This window comes from Microvirga flocculans ATCC BAA-817 (assembly GCF_000518665.1).
Lineage (GTDB): Bacteria > Pseudomonadota > Alphaproteobacteria > Rhizobiales > Beijerinckiaceae > Microvirga > Microvirga flocculans.
In genome coordinates this window covers 40,507-60,146 of record NZ_JAEA01000001.1, presented here as the reverse complement: position 1 = coordinate 60,146, position 19,640 = coordinate 40,507, and the positions used below count along the sequence as shown (strand labels likewise).

General features: G+C 64.9%; 23 protein-coding genes. 16 read left to right on the top strand and 7 right to left on the bottom strand.

Annotation, left to right across the window (positions count from 1 at the left end; genetic code table 11):
- The first annotated feature begins 33 nt into the window (after positions 1 to 33).
- From rbfA to pnp, 4 genes are all read left to right on the top strand, one after another.
- The gene (gene rbfA, locus L879_RS0100335; RefSeq protein WP_027314373.1) at positions 34 to 459 is read left to right on the top strand and encodes a 30S ribosome-binding factor RbfA; all 426 of its coding nucleotides are present in this window, start codon (positions 34 to 36) and stop codon (positions 457 to 459) included.
- Positions 460 to 464: 5 nt separating this feature from the next.
- Complete coding sequence (gene truB / locus L879_RS0100330) at positions 465 to 1,385, top strand: tRNA pseudouridine(55) synthase TruB (protein WP_027314372.1); 921 nt, start codon at positions 465 to 467, stop codon at positions 1,383 to 1,385.
- Positions 1,386 to 1,654: 269 nt separating this feature from the next.
- Positions 1,655 to 1,924, top strand: coding sequence for a 30S ribosomal protein S15 (gene rpsO, locus L879_RS0100325; protein ID WP_027314371.1), 270 nt, complete (start codon positions 1,655 to 1,657; stop codon positions 1,922 to 1,924).
- A 295-nt stretch (positions 1,925 to 2,219) separates the two neighbouring features.
- Positions 2,220 to 4,394 (top strand): polyribonucleotide nucleotidyltransferase, encoded by a 2,175-nt coding sequence (gene pnp / locus L879_RS0100320; protein WP_027314370.1) that lies wholly within the window; start codon positions 2,220 to 2,222, stop codon positions 4,392 to 4,394.
- A gap of 103 nt (positions 4,395 to 4,497) precedes the next feature.
- Here the strand turns inward: pnp and L879_RS23430 are convergent, their stop codons facing one another.
- Positions 4,498 to 5,193, bottom strand: a complete 696-nt coding sequence (locus L879_RS23430; protein ID WP_154664032.1) for a hypothetical protein — start codon at positions 5,191 to 5,193, stop codon at positions 4,498 to 4,500.
- Between the two features lie 109 nt (positions 5,194 to 5,302).
- The gene (locus L879_RS0100305; protein ID WP_051434925.1) at positions 5,303 to 6,988 is read right to left on the bottom strand and encodes an adenylate/guanylate cyclase domain-containing protein; all 1,686 of its coding nucleotides are present in this window, start codon (positions 6,986 to 6,988) and stop codon (positions 5,303 to 5,305) included.
- A gap of 246 nt (positions 6,989 to 7,234) precedes the next feature.
- Here L879_RS0100305 and mbfA point away from each other — a divergent pair, with 246 nt between their 5' ends.
- Entirely contained in the window at positions 7,235 to 8,218 is a 984-nt protein-coding gene (gene mbfA, locus L879_RS0100300) for an iron exporter MbfA (RefSeq protein WP_027314367.1), read from the top strand.
- Between the two features lie 70 nt (positions 8,219 to 8,288).
- Positions 8,289 to 8,909, top strand: a complete 621-nt coding sequence (locus tag L879_RS0100295) for a pyridoxamine 5'-phosphate oxidase family protein (protein WP_027314366.1) — start codon at positions 8,289 to 8,291, stop codon at positions 8,907 to 8,909.
- 8 nt (positions 8,910 to 8,917) lie between these two features.
- Here L879_RS0100295 and L879_RS0100290 read toward each other — a convergent pair whose 3' ends face one another.
- Entirely contained in the window at positions 8,918 to 9,421 is a 504-nt protein-coding gene (locus L879_RS0100290) for a DUF4142 domain-containing protein (RefSeq protein ID WP_051434924.1), read from the bottom strand.
- Between the two features lie 186 nt (positions 9,422 to 9,607).
- Here L879_RS0100290 and L879_RS0100285 point away from each other — a divergent pair, with 186 nt between their 5' ends.
- On the top strand, positions 9,608 to 9,958 hold the full coding sequence (locus L879_RS0100285) for a RidA family protein (protein ID WP_027314364.1): 351 nt from the start codon (positions 9,608 to 9,610) through the stop codon (positions 9,956 to 9,958).
- A gap of 71 nt (positions 9,959 to 10,029) precedes the next feature.
- Here the strand turns inward: L879_RS0100285 and L879_RS19830 are convergent, their stop codons facing one another.
- From L879_RS19830 to hslV, 4 genes are all read right to left on the bottom strand, one after another.
- Positions 10,030 to 10,470 (bottom strand): BA14K family protein, encoded by a 441-nt coding sequence (locus tag L879_RS19830; RefSeq protein ID WP_084020657.1) that lies wholly within the window; start codon positions 10,468 to 10,470, stop codon positions 10,030 to 10,032.
- A gap of 170 nt (positions 10,471 to 10,640) precedes the next feature.
- Positions 10,641 to 11,264 (bottom strand): BA14K family protein, encoded by a 624-nt coding sequence (locus L879_RS22440; protein ID WP_051434923.1) that lies wholly within the window; start codon positions 11,262 to 11,264, stop codon positions 10,641 to 10,643.
- 136 nt (positions 11,265 to 11,400) lie between these two features.
- A complete protein-coding gene (hslU, locus tag L879_RS0100270) occupies positions 11,401 to 12,711 on the bottom strand; it encodes an ATP-dependent protease ATPase subunit HslU (protein WP_027314363.1) in 1,311 nt (436 codons plus the stop codon).
- 49 nt (positions 12,712 to 12,760) lie between these two features.
- A complete protein-coding gene (gene hslV, locus L879_RS0100265) occupies positions 12,761 to 13,291 on the bottom strand; it encodes an ATP-dependent protease subunit HslV (protein WP_027314362.1) in 531 nt (176 codons plus the stop codon).
- A gap of 178 nt (positions 13,292 to 13,469) precedes the next feature.
- Here hslV and hisB point away from each other — a divergent pair, with 178 nt between their 5' ends.
- The 9 genes from hisB to L879_RS0100220 all read left to right on the top strand — a co-directional run bounded on the left by hisB (position 13,470) and on the right by L879_RS0100220 (position 19,625).
- Positions 13,470 to 14,057 carry an imidazoleglycerol-phosphate dehydratase HisB gene (gene hisB, locus L879_RS0100260; protein WP_027314361.1) on the top strand — a complete coding sequence of 196 codons (588 nt, stop codon included), beginning with the start codon at positions 13,470 to 13,472 and terminating at the stop codon, positions 14,055 to 14,057.
- Between the two features lie 75 nt (positions 14,058 to 14,132).
- Entirely contained in the window at positions 14,133 to 14,624 is a 492-nt protein-coding gene (locus tag L879_RS0100255; RefSeq protein WP_027314360.1) for a DUF2628 domain-containing protein, read from the top strand.
- Complete coding sequence (gene hisH, locus L879_RS0100250) at positions 14,621 to 15,271, top strand: imidazole glycerol phosphate synthase subunit HisH (protein WP_027314359.1); 651 nt, start codon at positions 14,621 to 14,623, stop codon at positions 15,269 to 15,271. The genes L879_RS0100255 and hisH overlap by 4 nt, the downstream gene beginning before the upstream one ends.
- On the top strand, positions 15,259 to 16,017 hold the full coding sequence (gene hisA, locus L879_RS0100245) for a 1-(5-phosphoribosyl)-5-[(5-phosphoribosylamino)methylideneamino]imidazole-4-carboxamide isomerase (protein ID WP_183501302.1): 759 nt from the start codon (positions 15,259 to 15,261) through the stop codon (positions 16,015 to 16,017). The genes hisH and hisA overlap by 13 nt, the downstream gene beginning before the upstream one ends.
- Positions 16,011 to 16,814 (top strand): imidazole glycerol phosphate synthase subunit HisF, encoded by an 804-nt coding sequence (gene hisF / locus L879_RS0100240; protein ID WP_027314357.1) that lies wholly within the window; start codon positions 16,011 to 16,013, stop codon positions 16,812 to 16,814. The genes hisA and hisF overlap by 7 nt, the downstream gene beginning before the upstream one ends.
- 59 nt (positions 16,815 to 16,873) lie before the next feature.
- Positions 16,874 to 17,623: a type I methionyl aminopeptidase gene (gene map, locus L879_RS0100235; protein WP_027314356.1), complete on the top strand. Its 750-nt coding sequence runs from the start codon at positions 16,874 to 16,876 to the stop codon at positions 17,621 to 17,623.
- A gap of 7 nt (positions 17,624 to 17,630) precedes the next feature.
- A complete protein-coding gene (locus L879_RS0100230) occupies positions 17,631 to 17,951 on the top strand; it encodes a phosphoribosyl-ATP diphosphatase (protein WP_027314355.1) in 321 nt (106 codons plus the stop codon).
- Between the two features lie 142 nt (positions 17,952 to 18,093).
- Positions 18,094 to 19,071: a type I pantothenate kinase gene (gene coaA / locus L879_RS0100225; protein WP_051434922.1), complete on the top strand. Its 978-nt coding sequence runs from the start codon at positions 18,094 to 18,096 to the stop codon at positions 19,069 to 19,071.
- 56 nt (positions 19,072 to 19,127) lie between these two features.
- Positions 19,128 to 19,625 (top strand): YidH family protein, encoded by a 498-nt coding sequence (locus L879_RS0100220; RefSeq protein WP_027314353.1) that lies wholly within the window; start codon positions 19,128 to 19,130, stop codon positions 19,623 to 19,625.
- Positions 19,626 to 19,640 lie beyond the last annotated feature (15 nt).

Here is a 19,640-nt window from a genome sequence, read left to right as displayed (position 1 = left end):
TGATCGATCCGGTCCAACCCCGGAGACAACACGATGGCCAAACGTTTCGAACAATCCACCGGACCTTCCCAGCGCCAGCAGCGCGTGGCCGAGCTCGTGCGCCACGCCCTCGCGGAGGTGCTCTCCCGCGGCGACCTTCAGGACGACGTGCTGACGAAGCACGTGATCACCATTCCGGAAGTGCGCATGTCGCCCGACCTGAAGCTCGCGACCGCCTATGTCATGCCGCTGGGCGGCAAGGACGAGGACGCGGTGATCAAGGCTCTCGACCGCAACAAGAAGCTGCTGCGCCACGAGGTCGCCCGCCGGGTGAACCTGAAATTCGCGCCGGACCTGCGCTTCCGCCGCGACGAGAGCTTCGACGAGGCGGCGCGCATCGACGCGCTGCTGCGTACCGAGCGCGTGGCGCGCGATATGGCGAAGCCCGGGACCGATCCTTCCGACGACGACAGCGAGTAAGAGCGATGACCGAAGAACGCCCGCAGCGGAGGCCTCACGGCGACCGCCCGAAGAAGCGCGACGTCAATGGATGGATCATCCTCGACAAGGGCGTCGGCATGACCTCGACCCATGCGGTGGCCGTGGTGAAGCGCAGCCTCTCCGCCAAGAAGGCGGGCCATGCGGGCACTCTCGATCCGCTCGCGTCCGGTATCCTGCCCATCGCGCTGGGCGAGGCGACCAAGACGGTGCCCTTCGTCATGGACGGGCGCAAATCCTATGTCTTCACCGTAGCCTGGGGCGCGGAGACCACCACGGACGACACCGAGGGCGAGATTGTCGAGCGCACCGACAGGCTGCCGGACCCCGCCGAGATCGAGGCCCTGCTGCCGCGCTTCACCGGCTCCATCCAGCAGGTGCCGCCGCGCTTCTCCGCCATCAAGATCCAGGGCGAGCGCGCCTATGACCTCGCCCGCGACGGGGAGGCGGTGGAGCTGCAGCCCCGTACCGTGGAGATCGACCGCCTCGCGCTGATCCACCACGCGGGCAACCGCTCGGTGATCGAGGCGGATTGCGGCAAGGGCACCTATGTGCGCGCCATCGCCCGCGACCTCGGCCGGGCCCTCGGGTGCCTCGGCCATATCGCCACCCTGCGGCGCACCCGCGTCGGCCCCTTCACGGAGGAGGACGCGGTCACCGTGGACGACCTCGCGACCGATCCGGCGGCGCTTCGCCCGGTGGAGACCGCGCTTGGCGAGATCCCCTCGATCCCCGTGAGCCGCGACATGGCCGCCCGCCTCATGCGCGGCCAGTCCATCATCCTGCGCGGCCGCGAGGCCCCCCTGTCGGGGAAGGTCTACGCCACCTGCAACGGCGTGCTCGTGGCCGTGGGCGACGTGGAGCGCGGGGAGATGGTGCCGCACCGGGTGTTCAACCTGGGGGCGTGAGACGCGGTCCCGGACGGAGCGCGGCAACGATCCGGGACGATGGCGTTGGCCGGCCTCAACGCCTTGCGCGGCTTGGCAAAAACAAAATCTCTGGCACTTGTATCGTTTTCGTGTATGGTGCGGCCACTTCTCCTGGGCGTTGCCTGGGGGATTTCGTCGGACGATCCGACCGCGCTGGACGACATCCCGGCCCGGCCGCCCCCGGCGTCACGGACCCGAGCCCAGAAGGGCGGGACCTTTTCGAAAACAGCAAACCGAAAGGACTGACGATGTCGATTACGGCTGAGCGCAAGAACGCGCTCGTGAAGGAATTCGCCCAGAAGGCTGGCGATACCGGCTCCCCCGAGGTGCAGGTCGCCATCCTGACCGAGCGGATCAACAACCTGACCGGTCACTTCAAGACCCACACGAAGGACAACCATTCCCGTCGTGGCCTCCTGAAGCTCGTCTCGTCGCGTCGTTCGCTTCTCGACTACCTGAAGAAGAAGGACGAGAACCGCTACAAGACGCTGATCGAGAAGCTCGGCATCCGCCGCTAAGCTTGTCGGCAAGACTTCCGTCCGGAGCCCGGCTCCGGACGGTTTTCCGGACATGATCGGCACAGATCGTCTCCGGGATTTGAAGAACGGATCGGATGAAGAAGCATCCGGTCGTTCGCTCCGGCGCCGATGCGACTTCGCGAAAGTCCCGGCGTCTCTCTGAGGAGACGGATGACGCGATGACCATGGCAGGATCGCAAGGGGCTTGGAGGAGCGGATGCGCCCGCTCCGCGAGCCTCTTGCCGTCTTGCTCATGGCATCGAGCCCCCGCTCCTGCTGTCATGAAAGACGAAACATGTTCGATATTCAACGCGAAGAACTGATCTGGGCCGGGCGCAAGCTCGTGCTCGAAACGGGCAAGATGGCCCGCCAGGCCGACGGCGCCGTCGTCGCCACCTACGGTGAGACCACCGTTCTCGCCACCGTCGTCTCGGCCAAGGAGCCGAAGGCCGGCATCGACTTCTTCCCGCTCACGGTGAACTACCAGGAGCGCACCTACGCCGCCGGCCGCATCCCGGGCGGCTACTTCAAGCGCGAGGGCCGTCCGACCGAGAAGGAGACCCTGGTCTCCCGCCTCATCGACCGCCCGATCCGCCCGCTCTTCCTCGACGGCTACAAGAACGACACCCAGGTCGTCGTGACCGTGCTCTCGCACGATCTCGAGAACGATCCCGACATCGTCGCCATGGTGGCGGCCTCCGCGGCCCTGACCCTCTCCGGCGTTCCCTTCATGGGCCCGGTGGGCGCCGCCCGCGTCGGCTATATCGGCGGCCAGTACAAGCTGAACCCGCTGCTGCAGGAAATGGAATCCTCGGCCCTCGACCTCGTGGTCGCCGGCACCTCCGAAGCCGTGCTCATGGTCGAGTCCGAGGCGAAGGAGTTGCCCGAGGACGTGATGCTCGGCGCGGTGATGTTCGGCCACAAGCACTTCCAGCCGGTGATCGAGGCCATCATCCGCCTCGCCGAGAAGGCCGCCAAGGAGCCGCGCGACTTCCAGCCCGCCGACGTCTCCGACGTGGAGAAGGCCGTTCTCGACATCGCCGAGAAGGACCTGCGCGAGGCCTATAAGATCACCAAGAAGCAGGACCGCTACGCCGCCGTCGACGCCGTGAAGGCGAAGGTGATGGACGCGCTCTGCCCGCCCGAGGGCGAGGCCAAGTTCGACGCGGAAAAGGTCAAGGCGGTCTTCAAGGACGTCCAGGCCAAGATCGTGCGCTGGAACATCCTCGACACCGGCACCCGCATCGACGGCCGCGATCTCACGACCGTGCGTCCGATCCTCTCGGAAGTCGGCGTGCTGCCCCGCACCCACGGCTCGGCGGTGTTCACCCGCGGCGAGACGCAGGCTCTCGTCGTGACGACGCTGGGCACCGGCGAGGACGAGCAGTTCATCGACGAGCTCGAAGGCACCCGCAAGGAAACCTTCCTGCTGCACTACAACTTCCCGCCCTATTCCGTGGGCGAGACGGGCCGCATGGGCTCGCCCGGCCGCCGCGAGATCGGCCACGGCAAGCTCGCCTGGCGCGCCATCCACCCGATGCTGCCGCCGAGCCACGAGTTCCCCTACACGATCCGCGTCGTGTCGGAGATCACGGAATCGAACGGCTCCTCCTCCATGGCCACCGTCTGCGGCGGCTCCCTGTCGCTGATGGATGCGGGCGTGCCCCTGCGCCGTCCGGTGGCGGGCATCGCCATGGGCCTCATCCTCGAGGGTGAGCGCTACGCGGTTCTCTCCGACATCCTCGGCGACGAGGATCACCTCGGCGACATGGACTTCAAGGTGGCGGGCACGGAGCAGGGCATCACCTCGCTCCAGATGGACATCAAGATCGCCGGCATCACGGAAGAGATCATGCGCGTCGCGCTCGATCAGGCCAAGGGCGGCCGCGCCCACATCCTGGCCGAGATGAACAAGGCGCTCACCGCGCCGCGCGCCGAACTCGGCGAGCACGCCCCGCGCATCGAGACCATGCAGATCCCGGTCGACAAGATCCGCGAGGTCATCGGTTCGGGCGGCAAGGTCATCCGCGAGATCGTGGAGAAGACCGGCGCGAAGATCGACATCAACGACGACGGCCTCATCAAGATCGCCTCGGCCGACGGCAAGTCGATCAAGGCCGCCTACAACTGGATCCGCTCCATCGTCGCCGAGCCCGAGGTCAACGTGATCTATGACGGCACGGTCGTGAAGGTGATGGAGTTCGGCGCCTTCGTGAACTTCTTCGGTTCCCGCGACGGCCTCGTGCACATCTCGGAGCTCGCCAAGAACCGCGTGGCCAAGGTGACGGACGTCGTCAAGGAAGGCGACAAGGTGAAGGTGAAGTTCCTCGGCATGGACGAGCGCGGCAAGGTCCGCCTCTCCATGAAGGTCGTGAACCAGGAGACCGGCGAGGACATCACCGAGCAGCTCAAGGCCGAGCGCGAAGCCGAAAAGGCCCAGCGCGACCAGCAGAAGCAAGCTGGCGAGTAAGAGCGCATTACATGCAAGGAAAAGGCGGCTTTCGGGCCGCCTTTTTCATTCGGTTGATTTAGTTAGCCTTCTCGGCAGACGTTCTACGCGGCTGGGCACATTCCTAATCCCGACGCCGGCAGGCCCAGTCGCGGCGCTTGTCAATCTCTGTGACGGGCTCCAGACGCAAATCCTTGAGGAAAGCAGCCATGTCTTGCTCGGCAACATCAGATTTTGCTGGCTCGACCCAGGTGTAGAAGTAGAGTCTCAGACAATCCAATATAGCTTCTCCAGTCACGGCAACTCTTTGCTCGCCTTTCATGGTCACGTAGCGAAGCGTCTGGGCCGTTGTCCTGAAGTGCGGATTCTTTAAGTCGATTTTTGCACCTATCGCTGTAAACCGGCGCGGGTAGTAATCGATGTATTCGTCCATATCGATCGGGTAGCTCTTGCTTAGGCCCTCCTGGTCAATCGGTGCCAGCCATGTCTTCCTCAGTTGAGAGTGTTTAGGGAGCTTGACTCTCCGATCCGTCCCGACCGTGGTCAGCGCAGATCCTTGAAATCCGAGGCCGGTTGCGCCCCATTTTCCACTTAAGTCGCCACAGCTGAGGCCTTGATACCCGTGATGAACTCCAACCCAGATGCGACAGTCATAATTGGGAGTTACCACTCGTTTCACATCGCAAGCATCAGCCTCTCCTGATGCAATCCAGAGATCTTCTCTTCCGCCCACCGCACGAAAAGAGCACTGCTCCGCTGCTCGCACCGCATATCCTGCTCCCAACAAGAACAGTCCAACCAAAGCAGCTATTCTTTGCATATCGCCTCGTCATCTCCGACCAAGCCTCAGGGTTCATCCTGAGCGATTGCAAAAATATATCAATTCCAACTTCTTATGAAATAGCGCCAGAGCTACTCGATGCTTTCGGTCATCGCGCCAGCGTTTCCACCTCGGGAATGATCCAGCAGTCGAGAGACGCGGCCCTTCCCCTGATGGAGAGGGTGCTCCGTTTGCAATCCGACAGGTCGAGACCCGCGCGCATGGCAATGTCGTCGGAGATCACCAGTTCCGCATCGAGTTCCTTCGCCAAGCCCTCCAGACGGCTTGCCGCATTGATGGTATCGCCGACGGCCGTGAGGCTCGTTGCCTGGCCGTAGCCCATCTTGCCAACGATGACGGGACCGGCGTGAAGGCTCATGGCGATCTTAAGGGGCTTCTCGAACTCGCTCGCATATTGCCGGTTGAGCGCGATGAGCCCTGCGTGAATTCTCAATGCCGCATCGACCGCCTGCCTGGCTGCTTCCTGCGGCGAGGCTTTAAGGCCGAAGAGAGCCAGCACGCCGTCGCCGATGAACTTGTCGATATAGCCGCCTGCATTCTCCACGCTTTCGCCCACCATCTCGAAATAGCGATTGAGAATGAAGACGGTATCGAACGGCAGATGCCGTTCGGCGAGGCTCGTGAAACCGCGCAGGTCGCAGAACAGAACAGCGATCTCGCGTTCCTGCCCCTGCTCTGCGGTGCCGCGCACCAGGGACGTGACGCCCTGGCGTCCCGTAGACAGGATCGGCACCACCGCCACGTCGTGCACGGGCCGGAACTGGCAGGCGAGCCGCACATGCGGCCCGGCATTGATCCGCGCGAGCGTACCCCGCTCCTGACCGCTGGGCGGCGGTTGCCCCTCTTCTCCGTCGACGAGGCGCACGCGGCAGGTGGAGCACCGCCCTCGCCCGCCACAGACAGACACATGCGGGATGCCCGCAAGGCGGCTTGCTTCCAGCACGCTGAAACCCAGCGGCACGCTGACGATCTGATTGTTGGGATAGACGATCCGGACGTTTTGCGCCTTCAACAGGCTGCTGCGGATGATACGCGCGATGAACGCGCTGAGAACGAGCGCAGCAAAGCCCGCGTAAAGCCCCACATTGATGTGGGCGAGCTTATCGGCAGCCGCGGATGAAATCCGCATGGCGGGACCGTATAGATCAGGAGCCCTGGCGATCTCCTTGCCTGCCGAGACGAAGCCCAGAAGTGCCAGAACCGGCACGAGAACGGCGCCCGTGTAGAGAAGCAGCGCGTAACGCGCAAACCAGGTTCTCGCGCGCAGCCAGAAGAAGATTCCGAGACATCCGTGAAGCCAGGCGACGATGAGCGCGATGGTCTGGCGCAGGCCGATCTCAGGCGAGCGGATCCAGAGATTGCGGATCACTTCCGGATAACCGACGCCCCAGCCGGTCAGGCTCCATTCGACACGCGTTCCCACCACATGCGTGATTACGAGAAACGGCAGCGAGAGGCCCAAGGCCAACTGCGTTGCTTCGCGCCATGGCATGCGCAACGTGCGCCGCCGGTAGAGTGCCAGGAGCGCCATGAGGAAATGCGTAAGCAGCGACCCGTAGAGAAGGAATGTGCCGAGCGGGTTTCGCCACAGAAGATTGAACCACGCCCTGCCCTGCTCCATTGCCTCGATGGAAATGAGACCCAAGGCATGATTGCTGAAATGGGTAAGCAGGAAGAGGCCCAGCACGAGCCCCGTCGCCAAGCGCAGTTCACGCCAGCGGAACAGGATTCCCCTGGACTTCGTCTCACGAGCCGGTTTTGTCCAATCCTGCATGCGCCTCCTAAGCGTTCGCTGTTCCGCAAAATCGATCGCGGGTTCGATTTCACGACAGCAGCAGCCTCCGGCTTCCGATTGTCAAATCACTATCGCCGGATCAGTCAGTCCTCACGCCCTGTCAGGGTGAGCACTCACGGCCAAAGCTCTGATTGCTCCTCTGGCTTGCATCCTTCTCAAGCGGCACCGGATTGACGTCCTCACCTTGGAAGATTATTTAGAACTCTTCTAAACAAGGCTCCTCCCATGCTCTCCCGTGTCTTCGGCTTCGACCGCCGCTCCTTCGATTCCTTGAGCGAGCAGGAAATCCTCGCGCTGGCCATCTCATCGGAAGAGGACGATGCGCGGATCTACCGCGCTTATGCGGATGGCCTGAGGGAACAGTTTCCGCAATCGGCCAAGGTCTTCGAGGAGATGGCGGTCGAGGAGGACGGGCACCGGGCGGCGCTGATCGAGCTGCATCGGCAGCGCTTCGGCGAGACGATCCCGTTGATCCGGCGCGAGCATGTGCGCGGCTATTACGAGCGCAAGCCCGACTGGCTCGTGCGCCCGCTCGGCATCGAGAAGGTGCGTGCCATGGCTGAAAACATGGAGGCGCAGGCGCACCGTTTCTATGTGGAGGCCGCCAAGCGCTCCACCGACGCCTCGACACGCAAGCTCCTGGGCGACCTGGCGGCGGCGGAGCAGGGCCACGAATCCCTCGCCCGCCGCCTCGGCCTCGCCTATACGCCGGAATCGGTGCAGGAGGAGGAGGCCCAGACCGAGCGGCGGCAGTTCATTCTCACCTATGTGCAGCCGGGCCTCGCCGGGCTCATGGACGGCTCGGTCTCGACCCTCGCCCCGATTTTTGCGGCAGCCTTCGCCACGCAGGATACCTGGCAGACCTTCCTCGTCGGCCTCTCGGCCTCGGTGGGCGCGGGCATCTCCATGGGCTTCACGGAAGCGGCCCACGACGACGGAAAGCTCTCCGGGCGCGGCTCGCCGGTGAAGCGCGGCTTCGCCTCCGGCATCATGACCGCCATCGGCGGCCTCGGCCACGCCCTGCCCTATCTCATCCCGCATTTCTGGACGGCGACGTTCATCGCGGCGGCCATCGTCTTCGCGGAATTGTGGGCCATCGCCTTCATCCAGAACCGCTACATGGAGACGCCCTTCCTGCGCGCCGCTTTTCAGGTGGTGCTCGGCGGCGCGCTCGTCTTTGCTGCGGGCGTGCTCATCGGCAATGCCTGAGCCGGGTTGAAGAGGTTTTCCGATCGGGTAAGAAGATCCGGCACCGCTGCCGGTGCCGGAGGACGCCACCGTGCCCGATTCGCACATCATCGCCAGCGTGGCGGAGCTTGAGAGCCTCTACGGCGCACCGGGCGAGGCCTCGCTCCAGAAGGAAATCGACCGCATCGTCCCGGAATACCGCGCCTTCATCGAGGCCGCGCCTTTCGTGGCGCTCGCGACCGCCGGACCGGAAGGACTCGATTGCTCGCCGCGCGGCGACGGGCCGGGCTTCGTGCGCGTGGCCGACGACAAGACCCTCCTGCTGCCGGACCGGCGCGGCAACAACCGCATCGATTCCTTGCGCAACATCGTGCGCGATCCGCGTGTCGCCCTGCTCTTCCTCATCCCCGGCATCGGCGAAACCCTGCGCGTCAACGGCCGCGCCGCAATCTCCACCGAGCCCGGCCTCCTGGACAGCTTCGCCATCGACGGCAAGGCGCCGAAGACCGTTCTGCGGATCGCCGTCGAGAGCGTGTTCTTCCAATGCGCCCGCGCTATCCTGCGCTCGGAACTCTGGAACCCGCAAAAGCATGTGGCGCGTGAAAGCCTTCCGAGCGCCGGCCGGATCCTCGCGGCCCTGAGCGGGAACCGCTTCGACGGCGAAGCCTATGACAAGGCTTTGCCCGAACGGCAGAAGACGACGCTCTACTGAGCCTGTCCCTATTGCGTCTTTGCGGCCGACAGGGATTCGGCCATCTTCAAATGGTTCTGCAGCGCCGGCAGGGTCTCACCGGCATAGCCGGCCACCGGATCGTTCTGCCGCTTGGCTTCCTTCTCATATTCCGCGACGTCCTTCTTGTGATCCGTCATCGCTTCCTTGATGAATGCGCGGTCGAAGGCGGCGCCCGAAAGCTTGGAGAGCTTCTGGTAAACCTCTCTCTGGTGCTTGTTGGGCCCGGTCGGCGGCGTCACCCCCATGGAAGTCGCCACGGACATGGCCTTCTGGTTCGCGGCGGAATGATCCGTCTCGAGCTGACGCCCGAAATTCTTGACGCCTTCGCTGTTGCCCTTCTGCTGGGCGAGCTGGCCCACCGCGACTTCCGCCAGATTTCCCTCGATGGCCTTCTTGATGAAATCCTGGCTCGGCCTGCCCTGCGCCAGGGCGTAAGACGGACAGGAAAGAGCCATGGCAACGGCCAGGCTCGCGATCGTCGTCTTCAACATATCGGCACCTCGCATTTCGAGCATTCAAACGGATACGCAGTGCAAGTGCCCGGTGAACGGCTGCGGGGCGAACCGGTTCCCTGCTGTTGAAGACACACGAGAATGGGCGCAACGCGCGTGCCGGCTCTTTACGCTGCGCTTGCGAGCGGCCAAAAGAGGAATCTTCGTGATTCAAAGAGGCACATCATGACCATCCAGCGCATCAAGCCCGGCCCCCGCATGAGCGGCGCCGTCGTTCACGGCAACACGGTCTATCTCGCAGGCCAAGTCGCCAGCCAGAGCGCAGGCAAGAGCGTCACGGAACAGACGACGGAAATCCTGTCCATCATCGACAGCCTGCTGGCCGAGGCGGGCTCCGACAAGTCGAAGATCCTGATGGCGAATATCTGGCTCACCGACATGGCGACCTTCCAGGAGATGAACGCCGTGTGGGACGCCTGGGTCTCCCCCGGCAACACGCCGGCCCGCGCGACTGTCGAGGCGAAGCTCGCAGCTCCCCAGTTCAAGGTCGAGATCGCCGTCATCGCGGCGAAGTAAATCTCCGGCGCAGACGAAAAAAGAAGCGGGCCATGAGCCCGCTTCATTCATTTCAGGATGGCGCCGCCGCTTTACGGGCAGGGATGGCGCAGGCCGTCATAGCCCAGATAGGTGCCCGAGGCCGGATCGTAGGACCGGTAGCGCTGCGCGCAATAGGCGTTGCCGGAATAGGCCGGAGCCGCCTGCGACTGGGCGATGGCGCCGCCGATGATCGCGCCAGTGGCGAGACCGATGGCGCCGGCCGCCAGGGCGTTGCCCCGGTCGCGGCGATAGTAATAGCGGTTGCCGTAATAACCGTAACGGCGCGGGCCGTAATAGCGGCGCTCCACATAGCGCGGTCCGCCGCGGTAATAATAGCGGCGGTGCTGAACGTAATCGGCCTTCACATCGCCGTTCCGGATGGCGGTCACGAGCGCGTCGACCGGCGCCGCCTGCGCCTGGGCGGGTGCCGCAGCAAGGGCGGCCGAACCAATGGTCGCTGCCGTGACAAGAGCCATGAACGCTTTCTGCATGGGAAACTCCTCCATTGTTGGGAGGCGAACGCCTGAAAGCGGAGAGTGTTCCTCTCTCTTTCTTCTCCGGACCGGCTCTCGCAAGAAGGTGATGAGGAGCCCCACACACGCCGCAGCCATGCGAAACGGGCCCGAAAAGGCCCGTTTCGTCACGCACGAAGGTTACTCATCTATGGGCAGGGATGCTGCCGTCCGTCGTAGCCGGTGAAGGTGCCGGTCGCCGGGTTGTAGGAGCGGTAGCGCTGCGCGCAGTAAGCGGCGGCCGATCCGACGCTGCCCGTCACCATAGGCTGCGATGCGATGGCACCCCCGATCAAAGCGCCCGCTGCGGCGGCGGCGCCGTAGCCGTAGGGATAGGAGTAGCCGCCGCCGTAATACGGACGGTAATACCCCCCGCCGTAATAGGGCCTGTACGCTCCACGATAATAGGGCCGGCCATAGGCGGCGTAGGGCCTGTAATACCGGCCGCCGTAATAGCGCCCCGCATAGGGACCGCGGTAAGCGCCCGCACGGACGGCGTTACCGCGGTAAACGCCTGCGCGATACGCTCCGCCGCGATAGGCGCCCCGGTAAGCACCGCCCCGATAGGCGCCCGCATGCATGCCGGCAGGCCTCCTCATGGCAGCGCCACCGCCTCGGCCGCCGCGCGCCGCATAGACGGCTGTTATCTGATCCCGTTCGAGAAGTTGCTGGAATGTCGTCGAAGGCGCCACCTGCGCGGAGGCTGAACCGGCAAGCAGAGAGGCCGGTACAAGCACGGCTGTGGCCAAGGCGGTAAGAATGAACTTGCGCATGGCCGTATCCTTCCATGTCTCTGACAACGTCGTCGTCACGGCGCAGTTCCCGCCGGTCGAGCCTTATCAGAATACCTATGTCGCCCTGCAAGGTTTTGATCTTTGTCAGAGCGGCCTGCAGACGGCGCTTGCGCCGTCAGAGGATGAAGCGGCTCAGGTCCGTGTTCTTCGCCAGCGTCTCCACCTCGCCGCGCACATAGGCGGCGTCGATGGTGACGATCTCGCCGGACCGGTCGGGCGCGGTGAAGGACACATCGTCCAGCACGCGCTCCAATACCGTCTGCAGGCGGCGCGCGCCGATATTCTCGACGGAGTTGTTCACCTCCACCGCCACTTGCGCCAGCGCGTCGATGGCGTCGTCCGTGAACACGAGCTCCACGCCCTCCGTCTTCATGAGCGCGACGGATTGCTTGATCAGGCTCGCCTCGGTCTCGGTGAGGATGCGCTTGAAATCCTCCACCGTCAGCGGCGACAGCTCCACGCGGATCGGCAGGCGGCCCTGCAGCTCGGGGAGAAGGTCCGACGGCTTCGACACATGGAACGCGCCCGAGGCGATGAAGAGGATGTGGTCCGTCTTCACGGGCCCGTACTTGGTGGAGACTGTGGTGCCCTCGATCAGCGGCAGAAGATCGCGCTGCACGCCCTCGCGCGAGACATCGGCCCCGGAGCGGCCCTCGCGGGCGCAGATCTTGTCGATCTCGTCGAGGAACACGATGCCGTTGTTCTCCACCTGGCGGAGCGCCTCCTGCACGATGGCGTCCTGATCGAGAAGCTTGTCGGCCTCCTCCGTCACCAGCGGATCATAGGCCTCGCGCACGGTGGTGCGGCGCGTCTTGGGCTTGCCGCCGAAGGCCTTGCCGAACATGTCGGAGAGATTGATCGCGCCGACCGACGCGCCCGGCATGCCGGGAATCTCGAACATCGGAAGCCCCTGCCCTGCGCCCGATTGCAGCTCGATCTCGATCTCCTTGTCGTCGAGCTCGTTGGCGCGCAGCTTGCGGCGGAACGCGTCGCGCGTGGAGGCGCTCGCCGTCTGGCCGACGAGGGCATCGAGCACGCGCTCCTCCGCCGCCACATGGGCCTTCGCCTGCACCTGACGGCGGCGCTCGTCCTTCACGAGGCCGATGCCGATCTCCACCAGGTCGCGCACGATCTGCTCCACGTCGCGGCCCACATAGCCGACCTCGGTGAACTTGGTCGCCTCGACCTTGATGAAGGGCGCGCCCGCGAGCTTGGCGAGACGGCGGGAGATCTCCGTCTTGCCGCAGCCGGTGGGGCCGATCATCAGGATGTTCTTCGGCGCCACCTCTTCGCGGAGCGAGCCTTCCAGCTGCTGACGCCGCCAGCGGTTGCGCAAGGCAATCGCCACGGCGCGCTTGGCGTCGTTCTGGCCAACGATGTAACGGTCGAGTTCGGAAACGATTTCGCGGGGGGAGAAGGTGGTCATGAGATATCTTGGCTGAAAGTGTTTCGTCGTTACGTTATGGCCTTGGCCATCAGGCCTCATCGAGCGTTTCGATGACGATGTTGGCATTCGTGTAGACGCAGATCTCGGCCGCGATGTTCAGCGAGCGGCGCACGATGGCCTCCGCGTCGAGCTCGCTGTCGGCGAGAGCCCGCGCGGCGGCGAGCGCATAATTGCCGCCGGAGCCGATGGCCATGATTCCGTTCTCCGGCTCCAGCACGTCGCCCGCACCGGAGAGCAGCAGGCCCACCTCCTTGTCGGCGACGAGCATCATGGCCTCCAGGCGGCGCAGGTAGCGGTCGGTGCGCCAGTCCTTGGTGAGTTCCACGCAGGCGCGGGTGAGCTGGCCGGGATATTGCTCGAGCTTGCCCTCGAGGCGCTCGAAGAGGGTGAAGGCATCCGCTGTGGAGCCCGCGAAGCCGCCGATCACCCCGCCCTTGGACAGGCGGCGGACCTTGCGCGCATTGCCCTTCACCACGGTCTGGCCGAGGCTGACCTGGCCGTCGCCGCCGATGACGACGCGGCCGCCTTTGCGGACCATGAGGATGGTGGTGGCATGCATGCGGGGGGTGGCGTCTTCGGACACGGGAACGGGACTCCGGCAGGCGGGAAGGAAGGTCGACGGCCTCCAGGGCCGCAAGGTCTGACTTAATCACTCATCGGCCAAAAGCAACGCGGGTGGCGTTTCTCGTCGCGGCTTGATAGAAAGCGCCGTCTCTTACCGCCAAAGGAACCTCATGATGCGCTCCGCGAGCGTCAGCCGTCGCACCGCCGAGACCGATGTCACCGTGTCGATTGCCCTCGATGGCACCGGCAAGGCCGAGATCTCCACGGGGGTCGGCTTCCTCGACCACATGCTCGAATTGTTCGCCAGGCACGGTCTCTTCGACCTCACCGTGAAGGTGACCGGCGACCTGCATGTGGACCAGCATCATACCACCGAGGATACGGGAATCGCGCTGGGCCAGGCTATCGCCAAGGCGCTTGGCGATAAAAAGGGCATCACCCGCTATGCGGACATCCATGTGCCGATGGACGAGACCCTGACGCGCATTGCCCTCGACATCTCGGGCCGCCCGTTCCTGGTCTTCCGCACCGCCTTCCCGACGGAGAAGATCGGCGTTTTCGACACCGAGCTGGTGCGCGAGTTCCATCAGGCCTTCGCCATGAATGCGGGCCTGACGCTCCACGTGGAGACGCTCTACGGCGAGAACAGCCATCATATCGCCGAGAGCTGCTTCAAGGGTCTGGCACGGGCCTTGCGTCAGGCCGTGGCCGTGGACCCAAGGGAAGAAGGCCGCGTTCCCTCCACCAAGGGTACGCTCTAAATCCATCGGGTCGTGCCTTGTCCGGCGGGACGTTCATCGTCACCTCTCCGGACGAGGCCCCAAGGAAACGTCGCCATGACCACCTTTACCCTGCACCTCCCGCGCGATGCGCGGCCGGGTGATCCGGCCGCTTTGGACGAATCGGAACTCGTGAAGGATGCCTTCTCCTGGGGAGCCTTCTTCTTTACCTTCCTCTGGTTCTTCGTCCACAGGCTGTGGCTCGCGGGCTTCGCCGTGCTGGTTCTCGTCTTCGCCTTTGGGGCTGTCCTGGCCCTGCTCGACGTGCATCCTCTCGCGGCCACCGTCGCCCAGCTCCTGCTGCAAGCCCTGATCGGTCTTGAAGCCAACAGCCTCAGGCGCTGGACCTTAGGCCGCAGCGGCCTGCCCATGGTCGACGCGGTCGCGGCGGACGATCTGGACGAGGCGGAGGCCAAGGCCTTCGCCCGCTGGCTCGGTGCAAGGCCCGCGACGCAGCCCCGCAGCCCGGCTTTCACGCCGATCCCGTCCACCCCCCGGAGGTCCGAGCCTGTGATCGGCCTCTTCCCCGATGCGGAGCGTCCCCGGTGAGCGTCGTCATCATCGATTACGGGTCCGGCAACCTGCACTCCGCCGCCAAGGCCTTCGAGCGGGCGGCGCGCGAGGCAGGCCTCGACCAGACCGTTACCGTCTCCTCCGATCCCAACCTCATCGCCAAGGCGGACCGGATCGTGCTGCCGGGCGTCGGCGCTTTCGCCGATTGCCGCCGCGGCCTCGATTCGGTGCCGGGCATGGTGGAGGCGTTGCAGAAGCGCGTCCGGGAGGAGGGGATTCCCTTCCTCGGCATCTGCGTCGGCATGCAGCTCATGGCGACGCGGGGCCTCGAGCACAGCGTGAGCTACGGCCTCGACTGGATCCACGGCGACGTGAAGGCCATCGCGCCGAGCGATCTGTCCCTGAAGATCCCGCATATGGGCTGGAACACCCTCGACATCGCGAAGCCGCATCCGCTCTTCGAGGGCATTCCGACCGGGCCGGACGGGCTGCACGCCTATTTCGTGCATTCCTATGCGCTCTCGGCCGCCGATCCGAACGACGTGATCGCCACCACCGATTACGGCGGGCCAGTCACGGCCGTCGTCGGGCGCGACAACATCGTCGGCACCCAGTTTCACCCCGAAAAGAGCCAGGCGCTCGGCCTCAGGCTCATCGCCAATTTCTTAAGGTGGCGTCCGTGATCCTTTATCCCGCAATCGATCTCAAAGAGGGCCGCTGCGTCCGCCTCGTTCAAGGCGACATGGACCAGGCGACCGTGTTCAACGACGATCCCGCCGACCAGGCCGCCACCTTCGAGCGCCAGGGCTTCGAGTGGCTGCACGTGGTCGACCTCGACGGAGCCTTCGCCGGCAAGCCGATGAACGCCTCCGCGGTGGAAGAGATTCTCAAGCGCGTGCACATTCCCGTGCAGCTCGGCGGCGGCATCCGCGACATGAAGACCGTCGAGGGCTGGCTCGGCAAGGGCGTGTCCCGCGTGATCATCGGCACCGCCGCCGTGCGCGACCCGGCCTTCGTGCGGGAAGCCGCGCGGCTTCATCCCGGCAAGATCGCGGTGGGCATCGACGCCAAGGACGGGCTCGTGGCCGTGGAGGGCTGGGCCCAGACCTCGACCCTCTCCGCGGAAGAACTCGGCCGCCGCTTCGAGGATGCAGGCGTCGCCGCCATCATCTACACGGACATCGCCCGCGACGGCATCCTGAAAGGCCTCAACTTCCCGATGACCCTTGGGCTGGCCCGCGCCGTCTCGATCCCGGTCATCGCCTCCGGCGGCCTCGCCTCCATGGCCGATATCGAGCGCCTGACCCAACCCGACTGCGCCGTCCTCGACGGCGCCATCTCCGGGCGCGCCCTCTATGACGGGCGCATCGATCCGGAACAGGCGCTGGCGCTGCTGCGCACCGCGCGCAAGGACAATGCCCGATGCTGAAAGTGCGCCTCATTCCCTGTTTGGACGTCAAGGACGGGCGCGTCGTGAAGGGCGTGCAGTTCGTCGACCTCGTCGATGCGGGGGATCCGGTGGAGGCGGCCAAGGCCTATGACGCCGCCGGCGCCGACGAGCTCTGCTTCCTCGACATCACCGCGAGCCACGAGGCGCGCGGCATCCTGCTCGACGTGGTGAGCCGCACGGCGGAAGCCTGCTTCATGCCGCTCACGGTGGGCGGCGGCGTACGCAATGTCGAGGATATCCGCAATCTGCTGCTCGCCGGAGCCGACAAGGTCTCGATCAACACCGCCGCGGTGAAGAACCCGGATTTCGTGCGCGAGGCCGCCGAAAAGTTCGGCGCGCAATGCATCGTCGTCGCCATCGACGCGAAGAAGGTCTCCGGTGAAGACGAGCCGCCGCGCTGGGAAATCTTCACCCATGGCGGGCGCAACGCCACTGGCATCGACGCCGTCGCCTTCGCTAAGCAGGTGGCGGAGCTCGGGGCAGGGGAGCTGCTCGTCACCTCCATGGACCGCGACGGCACCAAGGGCGGCTACGACCTCGCGCTGATGCGCGCCATCGCGGATGCGGTCTCGGTGCCCGTCATCGCCTCCGGCGGCGTCGGCAATCTCGATCATCTGGTGGATGGCGTCGAGAAGGGCCATGCCAGCGCCGTGCTCGCCGCCTCGATCTTCCATTTCGGCACGCACACCATCGGCGAAGCGAAGCACTACATGGCCGAGAAGGGCCTGAAGATGCGGCTGGACGAACCGGCACAGGCTGCCGCAAATCGGCACTAAGGCGGTTTCCATGGCAATCGCAGCCGACCATCCCGGATAAGACACAAGGGATTTAGCGAATGACGATCTCCAACGAGGACGATCTGAACAAGCTGCAGGATATCGGCAGGATCGTCGCCAATACCCTCGAGGCCATGGCTGCCGCGCTCGAGCCCGGGATGACGACGGCGGAACTCGATATGATCGGCCGCGGGCTTCTCGAAAAGGAAGGGGCGCGTTCCGGCCCGGAGCTCGTTTACGATTTTCCCGGCGCGACCTGCATCAGCGTGAACGAAGAGATCGCCCACGGCATTCCCGGATCGCGCCGGATCGCGGCGGGCGATCTCGTCAACATCGACATCTCGGCGGAAAAGAATGGGGTCTATGCCGATACCGGTGCTTCCTTCGCGGTCCCACCGGTCACGAATGCTGTCAAGCGGCTATGCCGGGACGGACGGCGCGCCATGTGGATCGGCCTGCGCCAGGTCGGCGCCGACAAGCCGGTTGCGGGGATCGGCCAGGCCATCGGTCAGTTTGCGCAGAAGAACGGCTATACCCTGGTTCGCAACCTGGCGAGCCACGGCATCGGCCATTCCCTTCATGAAGAGCCGGGAGAAATCCCCACCTGGCCGGATCGCTCCGAGCGGCGGATCATGAACGAGGGCCTCGTTTTTACGGTGGAACCCTTCCTGTCGCTGGGTGCCACTTTAGCGACGGACGGCGACGATGAATGGACGCTGCTCAGCGATCCCCGCGCTCCGACGGTCCAGTACGAGCACACGGTCGTCGCCACCCGAAACGGACCTCTTGTCGTAACGCTGCCGGGCTAGTCCAACCATGACCACCTTCACCCTCACCGATCTCGCCCGCATCGTCGCGACCCGCGCGGCGGCTCCCGCGACCGAATCCTACACGGCCAAGCTTCTGGCCGACGGACCCGCCAAGGCTGCCAAGAAACTGGGGGAGGAGGCGGTGGAGGCCGCCATCGCCGCCGTCCAGGGGGACCGGCAGAATCTTACGGCCGAGGCGGCGGATGTGCTGTATCATCTTTTGGTCGTGTTGCAGGGCGCGAACATTCCGCTAAGTGACGTGATGGCCGAACTGGAGCGCCGCACGGCGCAGTCGGGGCTTGCCGAGAAAGCGGCGCGCAAGACCTGACGCATCGTGCGGATCTCCGGGTCACGCATGTGGCTCGTCTCGTCCGCTTCAACGATGCGTTCTTCAAGACATGAGCATCGAATAAGATCCGGAAGGGCCTGCTGCTTTCGGGTCCGATGCTCTGAACGGAAAGGTGGGTCGCATGGACCAGCCCAACGTGGTTTCCACTCCTGAGACCGATGACGGGCTGTCGCCCTACCGCACCTTCACGCGCGATGAATGGGCGAAGCTGCGCGCCGATGCGCCGATGACGCTCACCGCCGACGAGGTGATGCAGCTGCAATCCCTCAACGATCCTATCTCGCTCGACGAGGTGGCGGCGATCTATCTGCCGCTCTCGCGCCTGCTCTCGCTCTACGTCGCGGCGACGCAGGGGCTGTTCAAGGCGACCCAACGCTTCCTTCTCGCCGAGAAGGAGGAGAAGGTGCCCTACATCATCGGCGTGGCGGGCTCGGTGGCGGTGGGCAAGTCCACCACGGCGCGCGTGCTGAAGGCGCTCCTCGCCCGCTGGCCCAACACGCCGAAGGTGGACCTCGTCACCACGGACGGGTTTCTTCTGCCCAATGCCGAGCTGACGCGGCTGGGCCTCATGGAGCGCAAAGGCTTTCCCGAGAGCTACGACACGGGCAAGCTCCTGCACTTCCTCGCCGATATCAAGGCGGGCAAGCGCAACGTGAAGGCGCCGCTCTATTCGCACCTCGTCTACGACGTGGTGCCCGGCGAGGAAACGACGGTCGACCGGCCGGACATCCTCATCGTCGAGGGGCTCAACGTGCTCCAGCCGGCGCGCATGCCCAAGGACGGCACGGCCATTCCCTTCGTCTCCGACTTCTTCGACTTCTCGGTCTATATCGACGCGGACGAGGAAGACCTGCACCGCTGGTACGTGAACCGCTTCCTGCGCCTGCGCCACACGGCCTTCCGCGACCCGCTCTCCTATTTCCGCCGCTATGCGGAGCTGGCCGAGACGGAAGCCATCGGCATCGCCGACGGCCTGTGGAACCGCATCAACCTGGTGAACCTGCGCGAGAACATCGTGCCGACCCGCCAGCGCGCGAGCCTGATCCTGACGAAGGGCGCGAGCCACCGGATCGAGACGGTGGCGCTGAGACGGCTGTGAGGCGATAGACCTTTTTCGCAACCGTGAGCGTTGTTCCTCCGTCACAGGGAGGAATCATGGCCACGCAGCCGCTCGACGAAAAACTCAGGCGCAGCGCCGAGCACGCACAGGACGCTGCCGAGCAGACGCAGGAGGCGGCGGAGCACACGCAGGCCGCTGCGCACACGACCGCCGTCGCCACCGTTCAGCTGAAGGACAGCGCCGACCGGCGCACGGAACTGGCGGCGAACCGCACGGTCTTCGCCGCCGAGCGCACCTATGCCGCCTGGGTGCGCACGGGCTTGGCTTCGCTCGCCTCCGGCATCGGCGCGAAGAAGCTTTTGGAAGGCGTGGTGCCGGAATGGACGATCCTCTCCACCGGCTCGATTCTCGTCCTCTTCAGCGCCTTCTGCTTCGCGGCGGCCGTCTGGCGTCAGGTGTTCACGGGCGCGCAGCCGCCGCAGCCCGACGTGCAGCGGATCGCGCCGTTCCTGCTTGTGCTCTTCAACGGTTTCCTGGCGCTCGTTTCCCTTGCCGCCCTGTTCAGCCTGTGGTTCGGGCGGACGGGCGGGTGAGGTACGCGGATCTCT

Bases quoted from the DNA above. Each gene is read 5' to 3' on its own strand.
- coaA (WP_051434922.1), top strand. From the start codon at position 18,094: ATGGACCAGCCCAACGTGGTTTCCACTCCTGAGACCGATGACGGGCTG.
- L879_RS19830 (WP_084020657.1), bottom strand. From the start codon at position 10,470: ATGCAGAAAGCGTTCATGGCTCTTGTCACGGCAGCGACCATTGGTTCG.
- L879_RS0100305 (WP_051434925.1), bottom strand. From the start codon at position 6,988: ATGCAGGATTGGACAAAACCGGCTCGTGAGACGAAGTCCAGGGGAATC.
- pnp (WP_027314370.1), top strand. From the start codon at position 2,220: ATGTTCGATATTCAACGCGAAGAACTGATCTGGGCCGGGCGCAAGCTC.
- L879_RS23430 (WP_154664032.1), bottom strand. From the start codon at position 5,193: ATGCAAAGAATAGCTGCTTTGGTTGGACTGTTCTTGTTGGGAGCAGGA.
- L879_RS0100290 (WP_051434924.1), bottom strand. From the start codon at position 9,421: ATGTTGAAGACGACGATCGCGAGCCTGGCCGTTGCCATGGCTCTTTCC.
- hisF (WP_027314357.1), top strand. From the start codon at position 16,011: ATGCTGAAAGTGCGCCTCATTCCCTGTTTGGACGTCAAGGACGGGCGC.
- L879_RS22440 (WP_051434923.1), bottom strand. From the start codon at position 11,264: ATGCGCAAGTTCATTCTTACCGCCTTGGCCACAGCCGTGCTTGTACCG.
- L879_RS0100230 (WP_027314355.1), top strand. From the start codon at position 17,631: ATGACCACCTTCACCCTCACCGATCTCGCCCGCATCGTCGCGACCCGC.
- L879_RS0100220 (WP_027314353.1), top strand. From the start codon at position 19,128: ATGGCCACGCAGCCGCTCGACGAAAAACTCAGGCGCAGCGCCGAGCAC.
- truB (WP_027314372.1), top strand. From the start codon at position 465: ATGACCGAAGAACGCCCGCAGCGGAGGCCTCACGGCGACCGCCCGAAG.
- hslU (WP_027314363.1), bottom strand. From the start codon at position 12,711: ATGACCACCTTCTCCCCCCGCGAAATCGTTTCCGAACTCGACCGTTAC.
- L879_RS0100255 (WP_027314360.1), top strand. From the start codon at position 14,133: ATGACCACCTTTACCCTGCACCTCCCGCGCGATGCGCGGCCGGGTGAT.
- L879_RS0100285 (WP_027314364.1), top strand. From the start codon at position 9,608: ATGACCATCCAGCGCATCAAGCCCGGCCCCCGCATGAGCGGCGCCGTC.
- rbfA (WP_027314373.1), top strand. From the start codon at position 34: ATGGCCAAACGTTTCGAACAATCCACCGGACCTTCCCAGCGCCAGCAG.
- hisB (WP_027314361.1), top strand. From the start codon at position 13,470: ATGCGCTCCGCGAGCGTCAGCCGTCGCACCGCCGAGACCGATGTCACC.
- map (WP_027314356.1), top strand. From the start codon at position 16,874: ATGACGATCTCCAACGAGGACGATCTGAACAAGCTGCAGGATATCGGC.
- hslV (WP_027314362.1), bottom strand. From the start codon at position 13,291: ATGCATGCCACCACCATCCTCATGGTCCGCAAAGGCGGCCGCGTCGTC.
- rpsO (WP_027314371.1), top strand. From the start codon at position 1,655: ATGTCGATTACGGCTGAGCGCAAGAACGCGCTCGTGAAGGAATTCGCC.
- mbfA (WP_027314367.1), top strand. From the start codon at position 7,235: ATGCTCTCCCGTGTCTTCGGCTTCGACCGCCGCTCCTTCGATTCCTTG.